Consider the following 22,760-nt stretch of genomic DNA (forward strand, 5'->3'; position numbering starts at 1 on the left):
CGAGTTGCTGTCCCGGCTCACCGGCCTGCCCATCCGGCTCCGTCGCAAGGGTGACGAACTGGTGGTCAGGGCGCCGGAGGGGGCGTTGGACCCGGAGCTGGTCCGCGGGTTGCGCGCACACAAGGCCGAACTGCTCGGCAGGCTCGCGCTGAGCGAATCGGAGTGGTGGACCCCACCGGCCCGGATCACCCCGGAGATGCTGCCACTGGTCGAACTGACCGAAGAGCAGATCGACACGGTGGCCGCCTCGGTGCCGGGTGGCGCGGGCAACGTGCAGGACATCTACCCGCTCGGACCGCTCCAGGAAGGCGTCTTCTTCCACCACCTGATGGACGGCGAGGGCGATCCGTACCTCGGGTGGGGCATGTTCGGTGCGGACTCCCGTGCCGATGTGGACCGGTTCGTCACGGCGCTGCAATCCGTGGTGGACCGGCACGACATCCTGCGGACCGCGGTGGCCTGGGAGGGGTTGCCGCAGCCGGTGCAGGTGGTCTGGCGGCGCGCCGAACTCCCCGTCGAAGAGGTCGCCTTCGACGCGGGACACGACGCGGCCGAGGAGTTGCGGTCCCGGTTCGATCCGGCCGGGTTCCGGCTGGACCTGCGCACCGCGCCGCTGCTGCGGGTGGTGACGGGGTACGACGCGGCGAACGAGCGGTGGCTGCTGCTGGTGCTGATGCATCACCTGGTCGGCGACAACGCCACATGGAACGTCCTCCAGCAGGAGATCTCGTCCGTCCTCGCCGGACACGCGGACACGCTGCCGGAACCGGTGCCGTACCGCAACGTGGTGGCCCAGGCCGCGCTGGGCATGCCGCGTGAGGAGCACGAGGAGTTCTTCACCGGGCTGCTGGGCGACGTGGACGAGCCGACGGCGCCGTTCGGCCTGACCGATGTGCACCACGGCACCACCATCGCCGAAGCGCGGATGCCACTCGACCCGGCCCTGGCCGCAGCGGTGCGGGAACAGGCCCGGCGGGCGGGCGTCTCCACGGCGAGCCTGTGCCACCTGGCCTGGGGCCTGGTGCTCTCCCGCCTGACCGGCCGCTCGGACGTCGTGTTCGGCTCGGTGCTGCTGGGCCGGACGCAGGGCGGTGTCGGCAATGGCGTCGGCCTGTTCATCAACACCCTGCCGGTGCGGGTCGAGGTGGGCTCCCGGGGCGCGCTGGGCGCCGTACGCGACACCCATGGGCTGCTGGCCGAGGTGCTGCGGCACGAGCACGCCCCGCTGGTGGTGGCCCAGCGGTGCAGCCAGGTACCGGCCGGGCTGCCGCTGTTCACCACCCTGCTCAACTACCGGCACAGCGCCACCGCGGACCCGGCCACGGCCTCTGGCACGGCCGGAGCGCCGATGTCCGGGTTCGAGGTGCTGCACAGCTCGGAGCGCACCAACTACCCCGTCATGGTGGCGATTGACGACCTGGGCGCGGCGGGCTTCGCGGTCACCACCCAGGTCGACCAGCTGGTGGACCCGGCGCGGGTGAACGCCCTGCTGGCGGCAGCTTTGCGTGAACTGACCGGAGCGTTGGCTGCCGACCCGGAGACGCCGGTGGCGGGCCTTGAGGTACTGCCCGCAGCGGAACGGGCGCTGCTGGTGCAGGAGTTCAACGCCACCGCGTCGCCGATTCAGGCGGACACGTGCGCTCACGAGCTGTTCCAGGCGCAGGCGTCGGCGACCCCGGACGCGGTGGCCGTCGTCCACGACGGCACGCAGGCCACGTACCGGGAACTCAACGCCATGGCCAACCGGATCGCACACCGGCTCCGGTCGGCGGGCGTCGGCCCGGATGTGCGGGTGGCGCTGTGCGCTCGACGGGGCGTCCGGATGCTCGCCGCGATGCTGGGTGTGTTGAAGGCGGGCGGCGCGTACGTGCCGTTGGACCCGTCGTTCCCGGCGGAGCGGCTGGCATTCATGCTCGCCGACGCCCGGCCCGCGGTGCTCCTGACCGACGGAACCACCCTGGCCACGGACGGCGTACCGGCCCTCGACCTGGCCACCGACTTCGCCGACGAGCCCGACACCGACCTCCCCCGCGTGGCGTCGGCGTCGGCGTCGGATGTGGCGTACGTCCTCTACACCTCCGGCTCGACCGGCGTCCCCAAGGGCGTCGTGATCGAGCACAGCGCGCTGACGAACTTCCTGGCGGGCATGCGGCACCTGGTCCCGCTCGGTTCCGCGGACGCGCTGCTCGCGGTGACGACGGTCGCGTTCGACATCGCGGCGCTGGAGCTGTATCTGCCGCTGATGAGCGGGGCGCGGGTGGTGATCGCGTCCGAGGAGACGATTGCGCAGCCCTCGGCGCTGATCGAGCTGATACGCCGTACCGGTGTGTCGGTGGCCCAGGCGACGCCGTCGATGTGGCGCATGCTCGCCTCGCACGATCTCGACGGGATCCGCGGGCTGCGCATGCTGGTCGGCGGAGAGGCACTGCCCGCTCCGCTGGCCGACCAGATGCGGGACGTCGGCGACGACGTCCTGAACGTGTACGGCCCGACCGAGACGACGATCTGGTCGACTGCCGCGACGCTGACCGACCGCGACGACACCGCGATCGGCAGCCCGATCCTCAACACCCGGGTGTACGTGGTGGACGGCTACGGGCGTCCGGTGCCGGTGGGTGTCGTCGGTGAGCTGTTCATCGGCGGTCTCGGTGTGGCCCGGGGCTACCTGGGCCGACCGGGGCTGACGGGCGAGCGGTTCGTACCGGACTGGCTGACCGGGGACGGCACCCGGCTGTACCGGACCGGCGACCTGGTGCGGTGGCTGCCGGACGGCACGCTGGAGTACGTCGGCCGTAACGATTTCCAGGTCAAGGTCCGCGGCTACCGCATCGAACTCGGCGAGATCGAGGCCCGTCTCCTCACGCTCGGTGGCGTGCGGGAGGCCGTCGTGGTGGCCCGCGATGATCGCCTCGACGCCTACTACGTGGCCGACACCGCCATCGACGCCGGAACCCTGCGCGACGCACTGGGCAAGGTACTGCCGTCGTACATGGTGCCGTCGGCCTTCGTGGCACTCGACGCGCTCCCGCTGACCCCGAACGGCAAGGTGAACCGGGCCGCGCTGCCCGCGCCGGACAGCGGTGCGGTGGTGGCGCGTGGCTACCGCGCCCCGGTGGGCGTGGTGGAAGAGGTGCTGGCCGCGATCTGGGCGGACCTGCTGGGTGTGGAGCGGGTCGGCCGCGACGACGACTTCTTCGAGCTGGGCGGGCACTCGCTGCTGGCGGTCTCCCTGGTCGAGCGGATGCGGGAAGCCGAGCTGGCGTGTGACGTACGGGTCGTCTTCACCACCCGGACCGTCGCCGAACTGGCCGCGGTAGTTGCGGCGGGCACGGCGGGTGGTGGCACGGACCTCGCGGTGCCGCCGAACGCGATTCCGGCGGACACCGGTGTCATCGCGCCGGAGATGCTGCCGCTGGTCGAGCTGACCGAAGAGCAGATCGCCCGGGTGGTCGCCTCGGTGCCGGGTGGCGCGAGCAACGTGCAGGACATCTACCCGCTCGGACCTCTCCAGGAGGGCATCTTCTTCCACCACCTGATGGGTGGCGAGGGCGATGCCTATCTGCTGTCGAGCGTGGCCGCGGTGCCCTCGCGGGAATGGGTCGACGAGTTCGCCGGCGCGCTGCGGACGGTGGTGGACCGGCACGACATCCTTCGCACGTCGGTGGCGTGGGAGGGGCTCCCGCAGCCCGTCCAGGTGGTGTGGCGGCGGACCGAGCTGCCGGTCGAGGAGGTAACGCTCGACGGGGACGGCGACGGGGACGCGGCTGCTCAGCTGCTCACGCATTACGACCCGCGCCGGTACCGGCTGGATCTGAGCGCGGCACCGCTGCTGCGCGTGGTCACGGCGTACGACGCGGCGCAGGACAAGTGGCTGCTGCTGGTGCTGATGCACCACCTGGTGGGTGACCACACGACGCTGGGAATGGTGCAGGAGGAGATCGGGGCGCTGCTGACCGGTCGTGCCGACGCGCTGCCGAAGCCCGTGCCGTACCGCAACGTGGTGGCCCAGGCGGTGCTCGGCACCAGTCGTGAGGAACACGAGCAGTTCTTCCGCGGGTTGCTGGGCGAGGTGGACGAGCCGACCGCCCCGTACGGTGTGCTGGACGTCCGCGGCGACGGTACCGGCATCGCGGAGGCACGCGTCGACGTCGACGCTGCGCTGGCCCGGACGGTCCGGGAGCAGGCCCGCCGCGCGGGCGTGTCCCCGGCGAGTCTGAGCCACCTGGCGTGGAGCCTGGTGTTGTCCCGGCTGACCGGCCGCTCGGACGTGGTGTTCGGCACGGTGATGTTCGGGCGCACGCAGGTCGGCGCCGGTGCGGAACGCGGCCTGGGGCTCTTCATCAACACCCTGCCGGTACGGATCGACGTGGCCGGACGCGGCGTTCTGGACGCCGCACGGGACACCCAGCGGCTGCTGACCGAGGTGCTGCGCCACGAGCACGCCCCGCTGGTGCTCTCGCAGGGATGCAGCCAGGTCCCGGCGGGGCTTCCGCTGTTCACCAGCCTCTTCAACTACCGGCACAACACCCCGGCGGACCCGGATGCGACGGGTGCGGCGATTCCCGGGTTCGAGGTGTTGCACAGCGAGGAGCGCACCAACTACCCGGTCGTGGTGTCGGTCGACGACGCGGGTACGGGGTTCTCGGTCACCGCCCAGGTGGACGACCGGCTTGCCCCGGAGCGGGTGTGCGGACTGCTCCTGAACGCCATCCAGGAGATCAGCCAGGCCCTGGAGACGGCGCCGGATGCGCCGGTCGCCGAGGTGGAAGTGCTGCCGGAAGCGGAGCGGGCGCTTGTCGTAGAAGCCTTCAACGCCACGGAGACGCCGCTCGACACGACCGCGCGGGTGCACGGGCTGTTCGAGGCACGCGCGAAGGCGGCACCGGACGCGGTAGCGGTCGTCCACGGCGATACGCAGGTCACGTACCGGGACCTGAATGCGAAGTCCAACCAGATCGCCCACCGACTGCGGTCTGTCGGGGTGGGCCCGGATGTACGGGTGGGCATCTGCGCCCGGCGCGGGGTGCCGTTGCTGGCGGCGATGCTGGGCGTGCTCAAGGCGGGCGGCGCCTACGTGCCGCTGGACCCCAACTACCCCACCGAGCGGTTGGCGTTCATGCTCGCCGACGCCCAGCCTGCGGTCATCCTGACCGACGGCGTAGACCTGCCCACGGCGGACGTGCCGGTAGTCGACCTGGCCACCCTCACTGAGGAGCCCGAGACCGACCTGCCCAACCTGGCCGCGTCCACGGACATGGCCTACGTTCTCTACACCTCAGGCTCCACCGGCCTGCCCAAGGGCGTAGCCGTCGAACACCGCAACATCGTCCGCCTCGTCGTCAACAACCCCTCCGTGGAATTCACCCCGCAGGATCGGACCGCCTTCGCGGCGAACCCGTCCTTCGACGCCGCCACCTGGGAAATCTGGGGCCCGCTGGCCAACGGCGGCACGGTCGTGGTCATCGACCAGGACGATGTCCTCGACCCCCAGCAGTTCGCCGGAGTGCTGCGGGATCAGTCGGTGTCCATGCTGTGGATGACGGTCGGCCTCTTCAACCGTAGCCATACCGCCCTCGGCGACGTCCTCAGCCAGCTGCGCTACCTCGTGGTCGGCGGCGACGTCCTCGACCCCAGCGCCATCGCAGCGACCGTGGGCGGTCCGCAGCATCTGCTCAACGGCTACGGACCGACCGAGACCACCACCTTCGCCGCCACCCACCTCATCGAGACCGTGGACGCCGGCCGCAGTGTCCCGATCGGCAAGCCCATCGGGAACACCCGCATCTACCTGGTCGATGGTTACGGCCGCCCGGTGCCGGTCGGTGTGACGGGTGAGCTGTTCATCGGTGGTCTCGGCGTGGCCCGCGGCTACCTGGGCCGCCCCGGGCTCACCGCCGAACGCTTCGTACCCGACTGGCTGACGGGAGACGGGACACGTCTCTACCGCACCGGGGACCTGGGCCGCTGGCTGCCGGACGGCACGATCGAGTTCGTCGGCCGCAACGACTTCCAGGTCAAGGTCCGCGGCTACCGCATCGAACTCGGCGAAATCGAAGCCAGGCTCCTGGAGCACCACGCCGTCCGCGAAGCCATCGTCATCGCACGCGACGACCGCCTCGACGCCTACTACGTGGCCGACACCAACGTCGAGGTCGAGACGCTGCGCGACGCGCTCGCTGAGACCCTCCCCTCCTACATGGTGCCCTCGGCATTCGTCGCACTCGACACCCTGCCACTCACCCCCAACGGCAAGGTCGACCGCGACAAACTGCCGACACCGGACGGCGACGCCGTAGCGGCCCGCGGCTACGAAGCCCCCGTCGGCGCGGCCGAGGAAGCCTTGGCCGCGATCTGGGCGGACCTGCTCGGCGTGGAACGCATCGGCCGCAACGACGACTTCTTCGAACTCGGCGGCCACTCACTCCTCGCCGTCTCCCTGGTCGAGCGCATGCGCGAAGCCGGACTCACCTGCGACGTACGGGCCGTCTTCACCACCCCCACCGTCGCCGGACTCGCCACCGCTATCGCGGCAGGTGGGGGCACGGACCTCGTGGTCCCGCCGAACGCGATCCCGGCCGACGCCGAGGCCATCACGCCCGACATGCTGCCCCTGGTCACACTGACCGAGGAACAGATCACCCAGGTCGTGTCCACGGTCCCCGGCGGGGCCCGGAACGTGCAGGACATCTACCCTCTCGCCCCGCTCCAGGAAGGCATCTTCTTCCACCACCTCATGGGGGACGAGGGCGACGCCTATCTGTTGTCGAGCGTGTCCGCGGTGCCGTCACGGGAATGGGTCGGCGAGTTCGCCAACGCCCTACAGACAGTGGTCGACCGCCACGACATCCTGCGGACGTCGGTGGTCCGGGAAGGACTGCCGCAGCCCGTCCAGGTGGTGTGGCGGCGGACCGAACTGTCGGTCGAGGAAGTGGCCCTCGACGGTTCCGGGGACGCGACTGCCGAATTGCTGGCGCTCTACGACCCGCGCCGGTTCCATATGGACCTGGGCGCGGCGCCGCTGCTGCGTGTGGTCACGGCGTACGACGAGCCGAACGACCGGTGGCTGCTGATGGTGCTGATGCACCACCTGGTCGGCGACCACACCACACTCGATGTCGTCCAGGAGGAGATCGGCACCCTGCTGAACGGCGCGGGTGGTGCACTGCCGGAGCCCGTTCCGTACCGCAACGTGGTGGCCCAAGCCGTGCTGGGCACCAGCCGGGAGGAGCACGAGGAGTTCTTCACCGGCCTGCTCGGTGACGTGGACGAGCCGACCGCACCGTACGGCCTGCTCGACGTCCGCGGCGACGGCACCGCGGTGGCCGAGGCACAGGTAGCAGTGGAAGCCGAACTGGCCGGCGCGATCCGGGAGCAGGCCCGCCGTGCGGGCGTGTCACCGGCGAGCGTGTGCCACCTCGCGTGGAGCCTGGTCCTGTCCCGGCTCACCGGCCGCTCGGACGTGGTCTTCGGCACGGTCGTGTTCGGACGTATACAGGCCGGAGCCGGTGCGGAACGCGGCCTCGGGCTGTTCATCAACACCCTCCCGATACGCATCGGCGTCGGCACTCAGGGTGCACTCGACGCGGTCCGGGACACCCATGGACTGCTCGCCGATGTGCTGCGCCATGAGCACGCCCCGCTCGTCCTCGCCCAGGGAAGCAGCCAGGTTCCGACGGGACTGCCCCTGTTCACCAGCCTGCTCAACTACCGCCACAGCGCCCCGGCGGACCCGAACGCGGCCGGAGCGGCGCTGTCCGGGCTCCAGGTGCTGCACAGCGAGGAGCGCACCAACTACCCCGTCGTGGTCTCGGTCGACGACCTCGGTTCGGAGGACGCCGGTTTCGCCATCACGGCCCAGGTCGACGACCGGCTGGACCCGGACCATGTCTGCGGGCTGCTGACGGCCGCGCTGCGGGAGCTGACCGAGACACTGGCCGATGACCCGGCCGCCTCGGTGTCCGCGGTGGAGGCCCTGCCTGCGGCGGAACGGGCGCTGGTGGTCGAGGGCTTCAACGCCACCGAGGCGCCGTTCGATCCGACCGCGCGGGTGCACGAACGGTTCGAGGCACACGCGAAGGCGACCCCCGACGCGATCGCCGTGACGCACGGCGATACGCAACTCACCTACCGGGAACTCAACGCCAAGGCCAACCAGGTCGCCCACCGCCTTCGGACGGCAGGCGTCGGCCCGGACGTCCGCGTCGGCATCTGCGCCCCACGCGGAATACCGCTGCTGACCGCCATGCTCGGCACCCTCAAGGCAGGCGGCGCCTACGTACCCATGGACCCGTCCTTCCCCGCCGAACGCACGGCGTTCATGCTCGCCGACGCCCGGCCAACGGTCGTCCTCACCGACGGCGTGGACCTGCCCACAGCACAGATGCCGGTCATCGACCTGGCCAGCCTCACCAACGGGCCCGACACCGATCTCCCGAACCTGGCCTCGTCCACGGACATGGCCTACGTCCTCTACACCTCCGGATCCACCGGCGTGCCCAAGGGCGTGGCCGTCGAACACCGCAGCATCATCCGGCTCGTCGTGGACAACCCCTACGTCGACTTCACCCCGGACGACCGGACCGCCTTCGCGGCCAACCCCTCCTTCGACGCCGCCACCTGGGAAATCTGGGGCCCGCTGACCAACGGCGGCACCATCGTCGTCATCGATCAGGACACCTTCCTCAACCCCCGCCAACTAGCGACCTGCCTGGCGGCCCATGGCGTGACGGGGCTGTTCACCACCACCGCCCTGTTCAACCAGACCGCCACCGTCGTCCCGGACGCCTTCGCCGGACTGCGCTACCTCTTCACCGGCGGTGAACGCTGCGACCCCGCAGCCTTCACCCACGTCCTGGACAGCGGCGCCGCACCCCAGCGGCTCATCCACTGCTACGGCCCGACCGAAACCACCACCTTCGCCACCACCTACGACGTCACCCACGTAACCGAAGGCCAGGAAACACTGCCCATCGGAGCACCGATCGGCAACACCCACATCTACATCGTCGACAACCTCGGCCGACCGGTGCCGGTGGGCGTGACCGGTGAACTGTTCATCGGCGGCCTCGGCGTCGCCCGCGGCTACCTCGGCCGCCCCGGCCTCACCGCCGAACGCTTCGTACCCAACTGGCTCACCGGAGACGGGACACGTCTCTACCGCACCGGAGACCTCGGCCGCTGGCTGCCCGACGGCACGATCGAATTCGTCGGCCGCAACGACTTCCAGGTCAAGGTCCGCGGCTACCGCATCGAACTCGGCGAAATCGAAACCCGACTCCTCGACCACCACGCCATCCACGAAGCCATCGTCATCGCACGCGACGACCGCCTCAACGCCTACTACGTGGCGGACTCCCGCATCGAGGTCGAGACGCTGCGCACCGCGCTGGACGAGGTGCTGCCGTCGTACATGGTGCCCTCGGCCTTCGTCGCCCTCGACGCCCTGCCACTCACCCCCAACGGCAAGGTCGACCGCGACAAACTGCCCACCCCCGACGGCGACGCCGTCGTGGTCCGCGGCTATCAACCGCCCGTCGGCCCCGTGGAAGAGGAGCTGGCCGCGATCTGGGCAGATCTCCTCGGCGTGGAACGCATCGGCCGCAACGACGACTTCTTCGAACTCGGCGGCCACTCCCTCCTCGCCGTCTCCCTGGTCGAGCAGATGCGACAGGCTGGCCTGTCCTGCGATGTCCGGGCGGTCTTCACCACCCCCACCATCGCCGGGCTCGCCACCGCCGTCGCAGCCGGAGGCGGCGCCGAAGTACAGGTGCCCCCGAATGCCATCCCAGCCGACGCCGAGGCCATCACCCCCGACATGCTGCCCCTGGTCGAGCTGACCGAAAGCCACATCGCCAAGGTGGTCTCCACGGTCCCCGGCGGGGCCCGGAACCTACAGGACATCTACCCCCTCGCCCCGCTCCAGGAAGGCATCTTCTTCCACCACCTCATGGGCGGCGAAGGCGACGCCTATCTGCTGTCCAGCGTGTCCACGGTGCCGTCGCGCGAGTGGATCGGCGACTTCGCCAACGCCCTCCAGACGGTCGTGGACCGCCACGACATCCTGCGGACCGCCGTCGTCGGGGAGGGCCTGCCGCAGCCCGTACAGGTGGTGTGGCGGCACGTCGAGGCGCCCATCGAGGAAGTCACCCTCGACGCCGACGAGGACGCGGTGGCCCAGCTCCTCGCCCGCTTCGACCCTCGGCGCTACCGACTGGACTTGGAGCAGGCGCCACTGCTGCGTGTCGTCACGGCGTACGACGAGCCGAACGACCGGTGGCTGCTGATGGTGCTGATGCACCACCTGATCGGCGACCACACCACGCTCGACGTGGTGCAGAAGGAAATCGGCGCCCTGCTGTCCGGCCACGCCGCCGCGTTGCCCGCGCCCGTTCCGTACCGCAACGTGGTGGCCCAAGCCGTGCTGGGCACCAGCCGCAAGGAACACGAAGAGTTCTTCAGCGACCTGCTGGGCGAGGTGGACGAGCCGACCGCACCGTACGGCCTGCTCGACGTCCGCGGCGACGGCACCGGCATCGCCGAGGCGCAGGCCACGGTCGAGACCGAGCTGGCCGACGCGATACGGGAGCAGGCTCGCCGGGCGGGTGTGTCGTCGGCGAGCGTGTGCCACCTGGCGTGGAGCATGGTCCTGTCCCGCCTCACAGGCCGCTCGGACGTCGTGTTCGGCACCGTGCTCTTCGGCCGCATGCAGGCCGGGGCCGGTGCGGAACGTGGCATCGGGTTGTTCATCAACACCCTGCCGGTGCGGGTCGATGTGGGTGCTCAGGGTGCGCTGGACGCGGTCCGGGACACCCATGGGCTGCTGGCCGAGGTGCTGCGCCACGAACACGCCCCGCTGGTGGTGGCCCAGCGGTGCAGCCAGGTCCCACCAGGCTCACCCCTGTTCACCACCCTGCTCAACTACCGGCACAGCGCCGAATCCACCGACCTCGACCCGGGCGGGCTCGGCGAGCAGGTCGAGGTGCTGCACAGCGAGGAACGCACCAACTACCCGATCCTGGTGTCGATCGACGACCTGGGCGCGGCGGGCCTCACGATCACCACCCAGGTGGACGACCTGCTGGACCCGGAGCGGGTGAACGGCCTGCTGGTGACCGCCCTGCGGGAGCTGACCGCGGCGTTGGCGGCCGACGACCCGGCGGCGACGGTCTCGGACCTCGACGTGCTACCCACGGCCGAACGAGCGCTGCTGCTCCAGGAGTTCAACGACACCGTCGGCCCGGCCGAGGCGGACGCGTGCGTGCACGAGTTGTTCCAGGCCCAGGCATCGGCCACCCCGGACGCCGTGGCGGTCGTCCACGACGATGCCCAGGTCACGTACCGGGACCTCGACGCGATGGCCAACCGCATCGCTCACCGCCTCCGGTCCATCGGGGTCGGCCCGGACGTGCGCGTGGGCCTCTGTGCCCAGCGGGGCGTCCGGCTGATCGCCGCGATGCTGGGGGTGCTGAAGGCGGGCGGCGCGTACGTACCGCTGGACCCGTCGTACCCGGCCGAGCGCGTGGCGTTCATGCTCACCGACGCCCGCCCCGCCGTGGTCCTGATCGACGGAACCACGCCGACCACCGACGACGTACCCGTCCTGGACCTGGCCACCGACTTCGGCGACGGGCCGGACACCGACCTGCCCCACGTGGCGGCGTCGGCCTCGCCGTCGGACACGGCGTACGTCCTCTACACCTCCGGCTCGACCGGCACGCCCAAGGGCGTCACCGTCGAGCACCGCAACACGGTGAACTTCCTGCGGTGGGCGCGGTCGGCGTTCACCACCGAGGTGCTGGACCGGACGCTCTGGTCTACATCGGTGAACTTCGACCTGGCCGTGTTCGAGGTGTTCCTGCCGCTGGTCACCGGCCGCACCGTGGTGGCGGTACGCGACGCCTTGGCGGTCCGTGCGGACACGACCGACGTCACGTTGGTCAACACGGTCCCGTCGGCGATCGCCGCGCTGGCCGACGCCCGGGAGATTCCCGATGCGGTACGCACGATCAACCTGGCCGGTGAGCCGCTCAAGCGGGACCTGGTGGACCGCGTCTTCGCCGCGGCGGACGGCGTCGAGGAGATCCGCAACCTCTACGGCCCGTCGGAGACCACCACCTACTCCACGGCCGTGGTGATGCGCCGGGCGACCGGCTTCGTCCCGCACGTCGGCGGGCCGATCGGCAACACCCGTCTCTATGTGGTGGACGGGTACGGGCGTCCGACGCCGGTGGGTGTCGTCGGTGAGCTGTTCATCGGCGGCCGGGGCGTGACCCGGGGCTACCTGGGTCGGCCGGGGCTGACCGCCGAGCGGTTCGTACCGGACTGGCTGACCGGGGACGGGTCGCGGCTGTACCGGACCGGGGACCTGGGCCGGTGGCTGCCCGACGGCACGCTGGAGTTCGTCGGCCGTAACGACTTCCAGGTCAAGGTCCGCGGCTACCGGATCGAACTCGGCGAGATCGAAGCCCGGCTCCTCGAGCACGACGCCGTGCGGGAGGCGGTGGTGGTGGCCCGAGGCGACCGCCTCAACGCCTACTACGTGCCGGTGCCGGACCACAGGGACCACAGGGACCACGGCGTGGACGTCGAGAGCCTGCGCGCCGCGCTGAGCGGAGCCCTCCCCTCCTACATGGTGCCGTCGGCATTCGTGCAGCTGGACGCGCTGCCGCTCACGCCCAACGGCAAGGTCGACCGGGACAAGCTGCCGGTGCCGGACAGCGGCGCGGTGGTGGCCCGCGGCTACCAGGCCCCGGTGGGCGTGGTGGAAGAGGTGCTGGCCGCGATCTGGGCGGACCTGCTGGACGTGGAACGCGTCGGCCGCGACGACGACTTCTTCGAACTCGGCGGCCACTCCCTCCTCGCCGTCTCCCTGGTCGAGCGCATGCGCGAAGCCGGACTCAGCTGCGATGTCCGGGCCGTCTTCACCACCCCGACCGTCGCCGGGCTCGCCGCCGCGGTGGCGGCGGGTGGTGGCGCAGACCTCGTGGTCCCGCCGAACGCGATTCCGGCGGACACCGATGTCATCGCCCCGGAGATGCTGCCGCTGGTCGAGCTGACCGAAGAGCAGATCGCCCAGGTGGTGTCCGCGGTGCCCGGCGGGGCCGGAAACGTGCAGGACCTCTATCCCCTCACCCCGCTCCAGGAAGGCATCTTCTTCCACCACCTGATGGGTGGCGAGGGCGACGCCTACGTGCTGTCGAGCGTGTCCGCGGTGCTGTCGCGGGAATGGGTCGGCGAGTTCGCCGACGCATTGCAGACGGTCGTGGACCGCCACGACATCCTGCGGACATCGGTGGTCCGGGAAGGACTCCCGCACCCCGTCCAGGTGGTGTGGCGCCATGCCGAGGCGCCGGTCGAGGAAGTGACCCTCGACGCCGACGAGGACGCGGTGACCCAGCTCCGGGCCCGCTTCGATCCTCGGCGCTACCGGCTGGACTTGGAGCAGGCGCCGCTGCTGCGTGTGGTCACGGCGTACGACGAGCCGAACGACCGGTGGCTGCTGATGGTGCTGATGCACCACCTGATCGGCGACCACACCACGCTGGACGTGGTGCAGAAGGAAATCGGCGCGCTGCTGACCGGCCGCACAGATGCGCTGCCGGAGCCCGTGCCGTACCGCAACGTAGTGGCCCAGGCCGTGCTGGGCACCAGCCGGGAAGAACACGAGAAGTTCTTCACCAGCCTGCTGGGCGAGGTGGACGAGCCGACCGCACCGTACGGCCTGCTCGACGTCCGCGGCGACGGCAGCGGCATCGCCGAGGCACACGTCGACGTGGACCCTGCCGTGGCCCGAACGGTCCGGGAGCAGGCCCGCCGGGCGGGTGTGTCGTCGGCGAGCGTGTGCCACCTGGCGTGGAGCATGGTGCTGTCCCGGCTGACCGGCCGCTCGGACGTGGTCTTCGGCACGGTGATGTTCGGCCGCATGCAGGCCGGAACCGGTGCGGATCGTGGCCTGGGGCTGTTCATCAACACCCTGCCGGTGCGGCTCGATGTCGGCGCCCGAGGTGTGCTGGACGCGGTCCGGGACACCCATGGGCTGCTGGCCGAGGTCCTGCGCCACGAACACGCCCCGCTCGTGCTCGCCCAGGGATGCAGCCAGGTTCCGGCGGGGCTTCCGCTGTTCACCAGCCTGCTCAACTACCGGCACAGCACCCCGGCGGACCCGGCCACGGCCGACGCGGCGATGTCCGGGGTCGAGGTGCTGCACAGCGAGGAGCGCACCAACTACCCCGTCGTGGTCTCGGTCGACGACCTCGGTGTCGGGGATGCCGGATTCGGCATCACGGCCCAGGTGGACGACCGGCTCGACCCGGAGCGGGTGTGCGGGCTGCTCACGGCCGCGCTGCGGGAGCTGGCCGAGGCGCTTGCCGACGATCCGGCTCTGTCGGTATCCGACGTGGAGGTGGTGCCTGCGGCGGAGCGTGCACTGCTGGTCGACGGCTTCAACCCCGTCGATACGTCAGCCGATCCCGAGCACTGCCTGCACGAGACCTTCGAGGCCCAGGCCGCGGCAACGCCGGATGCGGTCGCGCTGGTGCACCGCGATACGCAGGTCACCTACCGGGAGCTGAACGAGCGGGCGAACCGCATCGCCCACCGGCTCCGCGCAGAGGGCGTGAGCACTGGCGTGCGGGTCGGGATTTGCGCCGAGCGGGGCGTCGGGCTGCTGGCGGCGGTCGTGGGTGTGCTCAAGGCCGGTGGCGCGTATGTGCCGCTGGACCCGTCGTACCCTGCCGAGCGCGTGGCGTTCATGCTCACCGACGCGAAGCCGATGGTGGTGCTGACCGACGGCGCCGATGCGGCCGCCCTGATCCGGGCCACCGCTCCCCCGGACTCCGTGGTGTGGGATCTGGCCACGGACTTCGCGGACGCGCCGGTCGGCAATGTCCCCGTGGCGGTCTCCCCCACGGACGTGGCCTACGTGATCTACACCTCGGGTTCGACCGGGACCCCGAAGGGTGTGCTGGTGGAGCACCGCCAGGTGGCCCGCCTGTTCACCGCGACGGAGGAGTGGTTCGGCTTCGGGCCCTCGGATGTGTGGGCGCTGTGCCACTCGTACGCGTTCGACTTCTCGGTGTGGGAGATCTGGGGCGCTCTGCTCCATGGTGGCCAACTGGTGGTCGTGCCCAGCGATGTGGTCAGGGCACCGGACGAGCTGTGGCAGCTGGTGTGCGCGGCCGGGGTGACCGTGCTGTGCCAGACTCCCGGAGCCTTCACCCGCCTCACCGACGCCCGCCTCCGCGCCTCCGGCGTTGAAGACCGCTTGCGGTTCGTCATCTTCGGCGGCGAGGCGCTGGAAGTGGCCGCACTGCGGCCATGGTTCGACGCCGCAGCTGGCGGCGGGCCGACGCTCGTGAACATGTACGGCATCACCGAAACCACCGTCCATGTGACCTGGCAGCCCGTCGAGCCTGACATGGTGGGTGGACTGGGCGGATCGCTCATCGGCCAGCCCATCCCCGACCTGCGCGTCTACGTGGTCGACACCCACGGCCGCCCCGCCCCGGTGGGTGTCGTCGGTGAGCTGATGGTCGGCGGCCGGGGCGTGACCCGTGGCTACCTCGGACGCCCCGGACTCACCGCCGAACGCTTCCTGCCCAACTGGCTCACCGGAGACGGGACACGTCTCTACCGCACCGGCGACCTGGGCCGCTGGCTGCCCGACGGCACCCTCGAATACATCGGCCGTAACGACTTCCAGGTCAAGGTCCGCGGCTACCGCATCGAACTCGGCGAAATCGAAGCCCGACTCCTCGACCACGACGCCGTGCGGCAGGCGGTGGTGGTGGCCCGTGGGGACCGCCTCGACGCCTACTACGTCCCCACCAGCAGCATCGAGATCGAGACGCTGCGCGACGCGCTCGCTGAAGCGCTTCCCACCTACATGGTGCCCTCGGCATTCGTGGAGCTGGACGCGCTGCCGCTGACGCCGAACGGCAAGGTGGACCGGGACAAGCTGCCGGTGCCGGACGGCGGCGCCGTGGTCGCCCGCGGCTACCAGGCCCCCGTCGGCCCGGTGGAAGAAACCTTGGCCGCCATCTGGGCGGACCTGCTGGGTGTGGAACGCGTCGGCCGCGACGACGACTTCTTCGAACTCGGCGGCCACTCCCTCCTCGCCGTCTCCCTGGTGGAACAGATGCGGCAGGCCGGGCTGTCCTGCGACGTACGGGCAGTGTTCACGGCACCAACCGTCGCCGGGCTCGCCACCGCGGTGGCGGCGGGAGGCGGCACCGAAGTACAGGTGCCCCCGAACGCCATCCCCGTGGGCGCCGACGTCATCACGCCGGAGATGCTGCCGCTGGTCGAGCTGACCGAGGACCACATCGCCAAGGTCGTGTCCACGGTCCCCGGCGGCGCCGCAAACGTGCAGGACATCTACCCCCTCGCCCCGCTCCAGGAAGGCATCTTCTTCCACCACCTCATGGGCGGCGACGCCGACCCGTATCTCGTGTCGTACGTCCTGCCGATCGAGACCCGGGACGAGGCCGACCAGTTCGTGGCCGCGCTCCAGGCGGTCGTGGACCGGCACGACATCCTGCGCACGTCGGTGGTCTGGGAGGGGCTCCCCCAAGCCGTACAGGTGGTCCGGCGCCACACCGACCTGCCGGTCGAGGACGCGACCCTCGACGCCGACGACGACGCGGCCACCCAGCTGCTGAAGCGCTACGACCCGCGTCGATACCGGATGGATCTGGGCACCGCGCCGCTGATGCGCGTGGTCCGGGCGTACGACGAGCCGAACGACCGGTGGCTGCTGCTGGTGCTGATGCACCACATCATCGACGACAACACGTCCGTCGGAACGCTGGTCTCCGAGGTGGACGCTCACCTCGCCGGGCGCGCGGATGCGCTGCCGGAGCCGGTGCCGTACCGCAACGCCGTGGCGCAAGCCGTGCTGGGCACCAGCCGGGAGGAGCACGAGAGGTTCTTCACCGAGCTGATCGGCGACATCGACGAGCCGACCGCGCCGTACGGCATCCATGACGTCCGCGGCGACGGCACCGGAATCGCCGAAGCACACGTCGATGTGGACCCTGCCCTGGCGCGGACGGTCCGGGAGCAGGCCCGCCGGGCGGGTGTGTCGTCGGCGAGCGTGTGCCACCTGGCGTGGAGCATGGTGCTGTCCCGGCTGACCGGCCGCTCGGACGTGGTCTTCGGCACGGTGATGTTCGGCCGCATGCAGGCCGGAGCCGGTGCGGCACGTGGCCTGGGGCTGTTCATCAACACCCTGCCGATACGCATCGACGTGACCGAGCGCGGCGTCCTGGACGCCGCTCGGGACACCCAACGGCTGTTGGCCGAGATGCTGCGCCACGAGCACGCCCCGCTCGTCCTCGCCCAGGGACGCAGCCAGGTCCCGGCGGGGCTTCCGCTGTTCACCACGCTGCTCAACTACCGGCACAGCCCGGAACCGGCCGAGCCCCTCACGGGCGGGCTCGGCGAGCGGGTCGAGGTGCTGCACAGCGAGGAGCGCACCAACTACCCGATCGTGGTCTCGGTCGACGACCTCGGTTCCGGGGATGCCGGGTTCGGCATCACGGCCCAGGTGGACGACCAGCTCGACCCGGACCGTATCTGCGAGATGCTGATCGCTGCTCTCGAGGAGCTGTCCCGGGCACTGGCCGATGATCGGTCGGCTCCGACGGCGGATGTGGAGGTGCTGCCGGCGGCGGAGCGTGCGTTGCTGGTCGACGGCTTCAACCCCGTCGATACGTCAGCCGATCCCAAGCTCTGCCTGCACGAGACCTTCGAGGCCCAGGCCACGGCAACGCCGGATGCGGTCGCGCTCGTGCACCGCGATACGCAGATCACCTACCGGGAACTGAACGAACAGGCGAACCGCATCGCCCACCGGCTCCGCGCTCAAGGCGTAACCCCTGGCGCACGGGTCGGGATCTGCGCGGAGCGGGGCGTGGGACTGCTGGCAGCGGTCGTCGGTGTGCTCAAGGCCGGTGGCGCATACGTCCCGCTGGACCCCTCGTACCCCGCCGAGCGCGTAGCGTTCATGCTCACCGACGCGAAGCCGACGGTGGTCCTGACCGACGGTGCTGATGCGGCCGCCCTGATCCGGGCCACCGCCCCCGAGGATGCCGTGGTGTGGGACCTGGCCACGGACTTCACGGACGCCCCGGTCGGCAACGTCCCCGTGGCGGTCTTCCCCTCCGACGTCGCCTACGTCATCTACACCTCGGGCTCGACCGGCACCCCCAAAGGCGTACTGGTCGAGCACCGCCAGGTGGCCCGCCTGTTCACCGCGACAGACGAATGGTTCGGCTTCGGACCCTCCGACGTCTGGGCCCTGTGCCACTCCTATGCGTTCGACTTCTCGGTATGGGAGATCTGGGGCGCTCTGCTCCATGGTGGCCAACTGGTGGTCGTGCCAGGCGATGTGGTCCGGGCACCGGACGAGCTGTGGCACCTGATCTGCTCGGCCGGAGTCACCGTCCTCTGCCAGACACCGGGAGCCTTCACCCGGCTCACCGACGCACGCCTCCGCACCCCCGACACCCAAGACCGACTCCGCTTCGTCATCTTCGGCGGAGAAGCACTGGAAGTGGCCGCGTTGCGGCCATGGTTCGACGCCGCGGCAGGTGACGGGCCGACGCTCGTGAACATGTACGGGATCACCGAAACCACCGTGCACGTCACCTGGCAGCCCGTCGAGCCTGAAATGGTGGGTGGACTGGGCGGATCGCTTATCGGGCAACCGATCCCTGACCTGCGCGTCTACGTGGTCGACACTCACGGCCGTCCCGCCCCGGTAGGCGTGACCGGTGAACTGATGGTCGGCGGCCGTGGCGTAACCCGCGGCTACCTCGGACGCCCCGGACTCACCGCCGAACGCTTCGTACCCAACTGGCTCACCGGAGACGGGTCCCGGCTGTACCGCACCGGAGACCTCGGCCGCTGGCTAGCTGACGGCACGCTGGAATACATCGGCCGCAACGACTTCCAGGTCAAGGTCCGCGGCTACCGCATCGAACTCGGCGAAATCGAAGCCCGACTCCTCGACCACGACACCATCCGAGAAGCCACCGTCATCGCACGCGACGACCGCCTCAACGCCTACTACGTGGCGGACACCCGCATCGACGCCGCAACCCTGCGCGACGCACTGGGCAAGGTGCTGCCCTCGTACATGGTGCCCTCGGCATTCGTGGCACTCGACGCACTACCGCTCACCCCCAACGGCAAGGTCGACCGCGACAAACTCCCGGCCCCCGACGGCGACGCCGTAGTGGCCCGCGGCTACGAAGCCCCTGTCGGCGCGGTGGAGGAAGGCTTGGCCGCCATCTGGGCGGACCTGCTGGGTGTGGAACAAGTCGGCCGCAACGACGACTTCTTCGAACTCGGCGGCCACTCCCTCCTCGCCGTCTCCCTGATCGAGCGCATGCGCGAAGCCGGACTCACCTGCGACATCCGCGCCGTGTTCACCACCCCCACCGTCACCGGACTCGCCACCGCAGTCGGAGCAGGTGGAGGTACGGACCTTGTCGTGCCCCCGAACGCGATCCCGGCGGGCGCCGAGGCCATCACCCCCGACATGCTGCCGCTGGTCGAGCTGACCCAAGAGCACATCGACACGGTGGCCGCCTCGGTGCTGGGTGGCGCGAGCAACGTGCAGGACATCTACCCGCTCGGGCCACTCCAGGAAGGCATCTTCTTCCACCACCTCATGGGCGGTGAAGGCGACGCCTACCTCCTGTCGAGCGTGTCTGCCGTGCCCTCACGGGAATGGGTCGGCGAGATCACCGACGCGCTCCAGACCGTCGTGAACCGTCACGACATCCTGCGTACCGCCGTCGTCTGGGAAGGACTCCCCCAACCCCTACAGGTGGTGTGGTGCCACACTGACCTGCCCGTTGAGGAAGTCACCCTCGACGGCGACGAGGACGGGGCCACCCAACTGCTCACCCGCTACGACCCGCGCCGCTACCGGATGGATCTGCGCGCGGCGCCCCTGCTGCGCGTGGTGACTGCGTACGACGCAACACGCAAGCGGTGGCTGGTGATGATGCTGATGCATCACCTGGTGGGCGACCACACCACGCTGGAGATGTTGCAGGAGGAGGTCGGAGCGGTACTGGCCGGTCGCGCCAGTGCGTTGCCGGAGCCGGTGCCCTACCGCAATGCGGTGGCCCAGGCCGTGCTGGGCACCAGCCGGGAAGAACACGAGAAGTTCTTCACCGAACAGCTCGGCGACATCGACGAGCCGACCGCCCCGTACGGAATCCTCGACGTCCGTGGCGACGGCACCGGCATCGCCGAGGCGCACGCCGCCATCGAGCCGGAATTGGCCGAGACGGTCCGGGATCAGGCCCGCCAGGCCGGGGTCTCCCCGGCGAGCATGTGCCATCTGGCATGGAGCATGGTGCTGTCCCGGCTCACCGGCCGCTCGGACGTGGTCTTCGGCACGGTGCTCTTCGGGCGCATGCAAGCCGGAGCGGGCGCGGAACGCGGCCTCGGGCTGTTCATCAACACCCTCCCGATACGCGTCGACGTCGATGCGCGAGGTGTGCTGGACGCGGTCCGCGACACCCATGGGCTCCTGGCCGAAGTGCTGCGCCACGAACACGCCCCGCTCGTCCTCGCCCAGGGATGCAGCCAGGTCCCACCGGGCTCGCCCCTGTTCACCAGCCTGTTCAACTACCGGCACAGCACCCCCGCCGACCCGGCCGCAACCGATGCGGCGATGTCGGGATTCGAGGTGCTGCACAACGAGGAGCGCACCAACTACCCCGTCGTGGTGTCGGTGGACGACCTCGGCGCCGAGAACACCGGTTTCGCCATCACGGCCCAAGTGGACGACCGGCTGGACCCGGAGCGCGTCTGCGTGCTGTTGACGGCCGCATTGCGGGAGTTGACCGGCCTGCTGGCGTCCGATCCGACGGGGTCGGTGGCGGACGTGGAGGTGCTGCCTGCGCTCGAACGGACGCTGGTGGTCGCGGACTTCAACGCGACCGAGGTGCCGCTCGACGCGACGGCGCGGGTGCACGGGCTGTTCGAGGCACGAGTGAAGGCGGCACCGGACGCGGTGGCGGTCTTCCACGGCGATACGCAGCTCACCTACCGGGACCTGAACGCGAAGGCCAACCAGATCGCCCACCGACTGCGGTCGGCAGGCGTGGGCCCGGACGTACGGGTGGGCATCTCCGCCCGGCGCGGAGTGCCGCTGCTGGCGGCGATGTTGGGCGTGCTCAAGGCAGGCGGCGCGTACGTACCGCTGGACCCGTCGTACCCGGCGGAGCGGCTGGCGTTCATGCTCGCCGACGCCCAACCCGCGGTGATCCTCACCGACGGCACGGACCTGCCCACGGCCGACATGCCAGTGATCGACCTGGCCAGTCTCACTGACGAGCCGGACACCGACCTGCCGCACCTGGCCGCGTCCACGGACCTGGCCTACGTCCTCTACACCTCAGGCTCCACCGGCCTGCCCAAGGGCGTAGCCGTCGAACACCGCAACATCGTCCGCCTCGTCGTCAACAACCCCTCCGTTGAATTCACCCCGCAGGACCGGACCGCCTTCGCCGCCAACCCGTCCTTCGACGCCGCCACCTGGGAAATCTGGGGCCCCCTGACCAACGGCGGCACCATCGTCGTCATCGACCAGGACGACGTCCTCGACCCCCAGCGATTCGCCGGGGTGCTCCAGGCCCAGTCGGTGTCCATGCTGTGGATGACCGTCGGCCTCTTCAACCGAACCCACACCGCCCTCGCAGACGTACTGAGCCAGCTGCGCTACCTGGTTGTCGGCGGCGATGTCCTCGATCCGAGCGCCATCGCCGCGACCGTGGGCGGCCCACAGCATCTGCTCAACGGCTACGGACCCACCGAAACCACCACCTTCGCAGCCACCCATCTCATCGAGACCGTGGACACCGCACGCAGTGTCCCCATCGGCAAGCCCATCGGGAACACCCGCATCTACCTGGTCGACGACGTCGGCCGGCCCGTACCCGTGGGTGTGACCGGTGAGCTGTTCATCGGCGGCCTCGGCGTCGCCCGCGGCTACCTGGGCCGACCCGGGCTCACCGCCGAACGCTTCGTACCCGACTGGCTGACCGGAGACGGGACACGTCTCTACCGCACCGGGGACCTGGGGCGCTGGCTGCCCGACGGCACGATCGAATTCGTCGGCCGCAACGACTTCCAGGTCAAGGTCCGCGGCTACCGCATCGAACTCGGCGAAATCGAAGCCCGACTCCTCGAACACCACGCCGTCCGCGAAGCCATCGTCATCGCACGCGGCGACCGCATCGACGCCTACTACGTCCCCGACAACAGCATCGAGGTCGAGACGCTGCGCGACGCGCTCAGCGAGGCACTGCCGTCGTACATGGTGCCCTCGGCCTTCGTGGAGCTGGACGCCCTGCCGCTCACCCCGAACGGCAAGGTCGACCGGGACAAACTCCCAGCGCCAGGCGACGACGCCGTAGTGGCCCGCGGCTACCAATCCCCCATCGGCGCGGTGGAAGAGGCCCTGGCCGCCATCTGGGCGGACCTCCTCGGCGTGGAACGCATCGGCCGCAACGACGACTTCTTCGAACTCGGCGGCCACTCCCTCCTCGCCGTCTCCCTGGTCGAGCGCATGCGCGAAGCCGGGCTGACCTGCGACGTCCGCGCCGTATTCACCACCCCGACCATCGCCGGACTCGCCACCGCGGTCGCAGCCGGAGGCAGCGCCGAGGTGTCGGTACCACCGAATCTGATCCCTGATGTTCACCGGAGCGAGGCTGACGGTGGCGGGAAGATGGAGA

1 pseudogene is annotated in these 22,760 nt (G+C 70.2%); it reads left to right on the top strand.

Annotated elements, in window-relative coordinates:
- Window positions 1–7: 7 nt before the first annotated feature.
- A pseudogene (locus tag SSOG_RS06705) lies at window positions 8–22,663 on the top strand (non-ribosomal peptide synthase/polyketide synthase); the annotation flags it as partial.
- Between the last annotated feature and the right edge of the window lie 97 nt (window positions 22,664–22,760).

Origin of the sequence: Streptomyces himastatinicus ATCC 53653 (assembly GCF_000158915.1) — a bacterium.
Classification (GTDB): Bacteria; Actinomycetota; Actinomycetes; order Streptomycetales; family Streptomycetaceae; genus Streptomyces; species Streptomyces himastatinicus.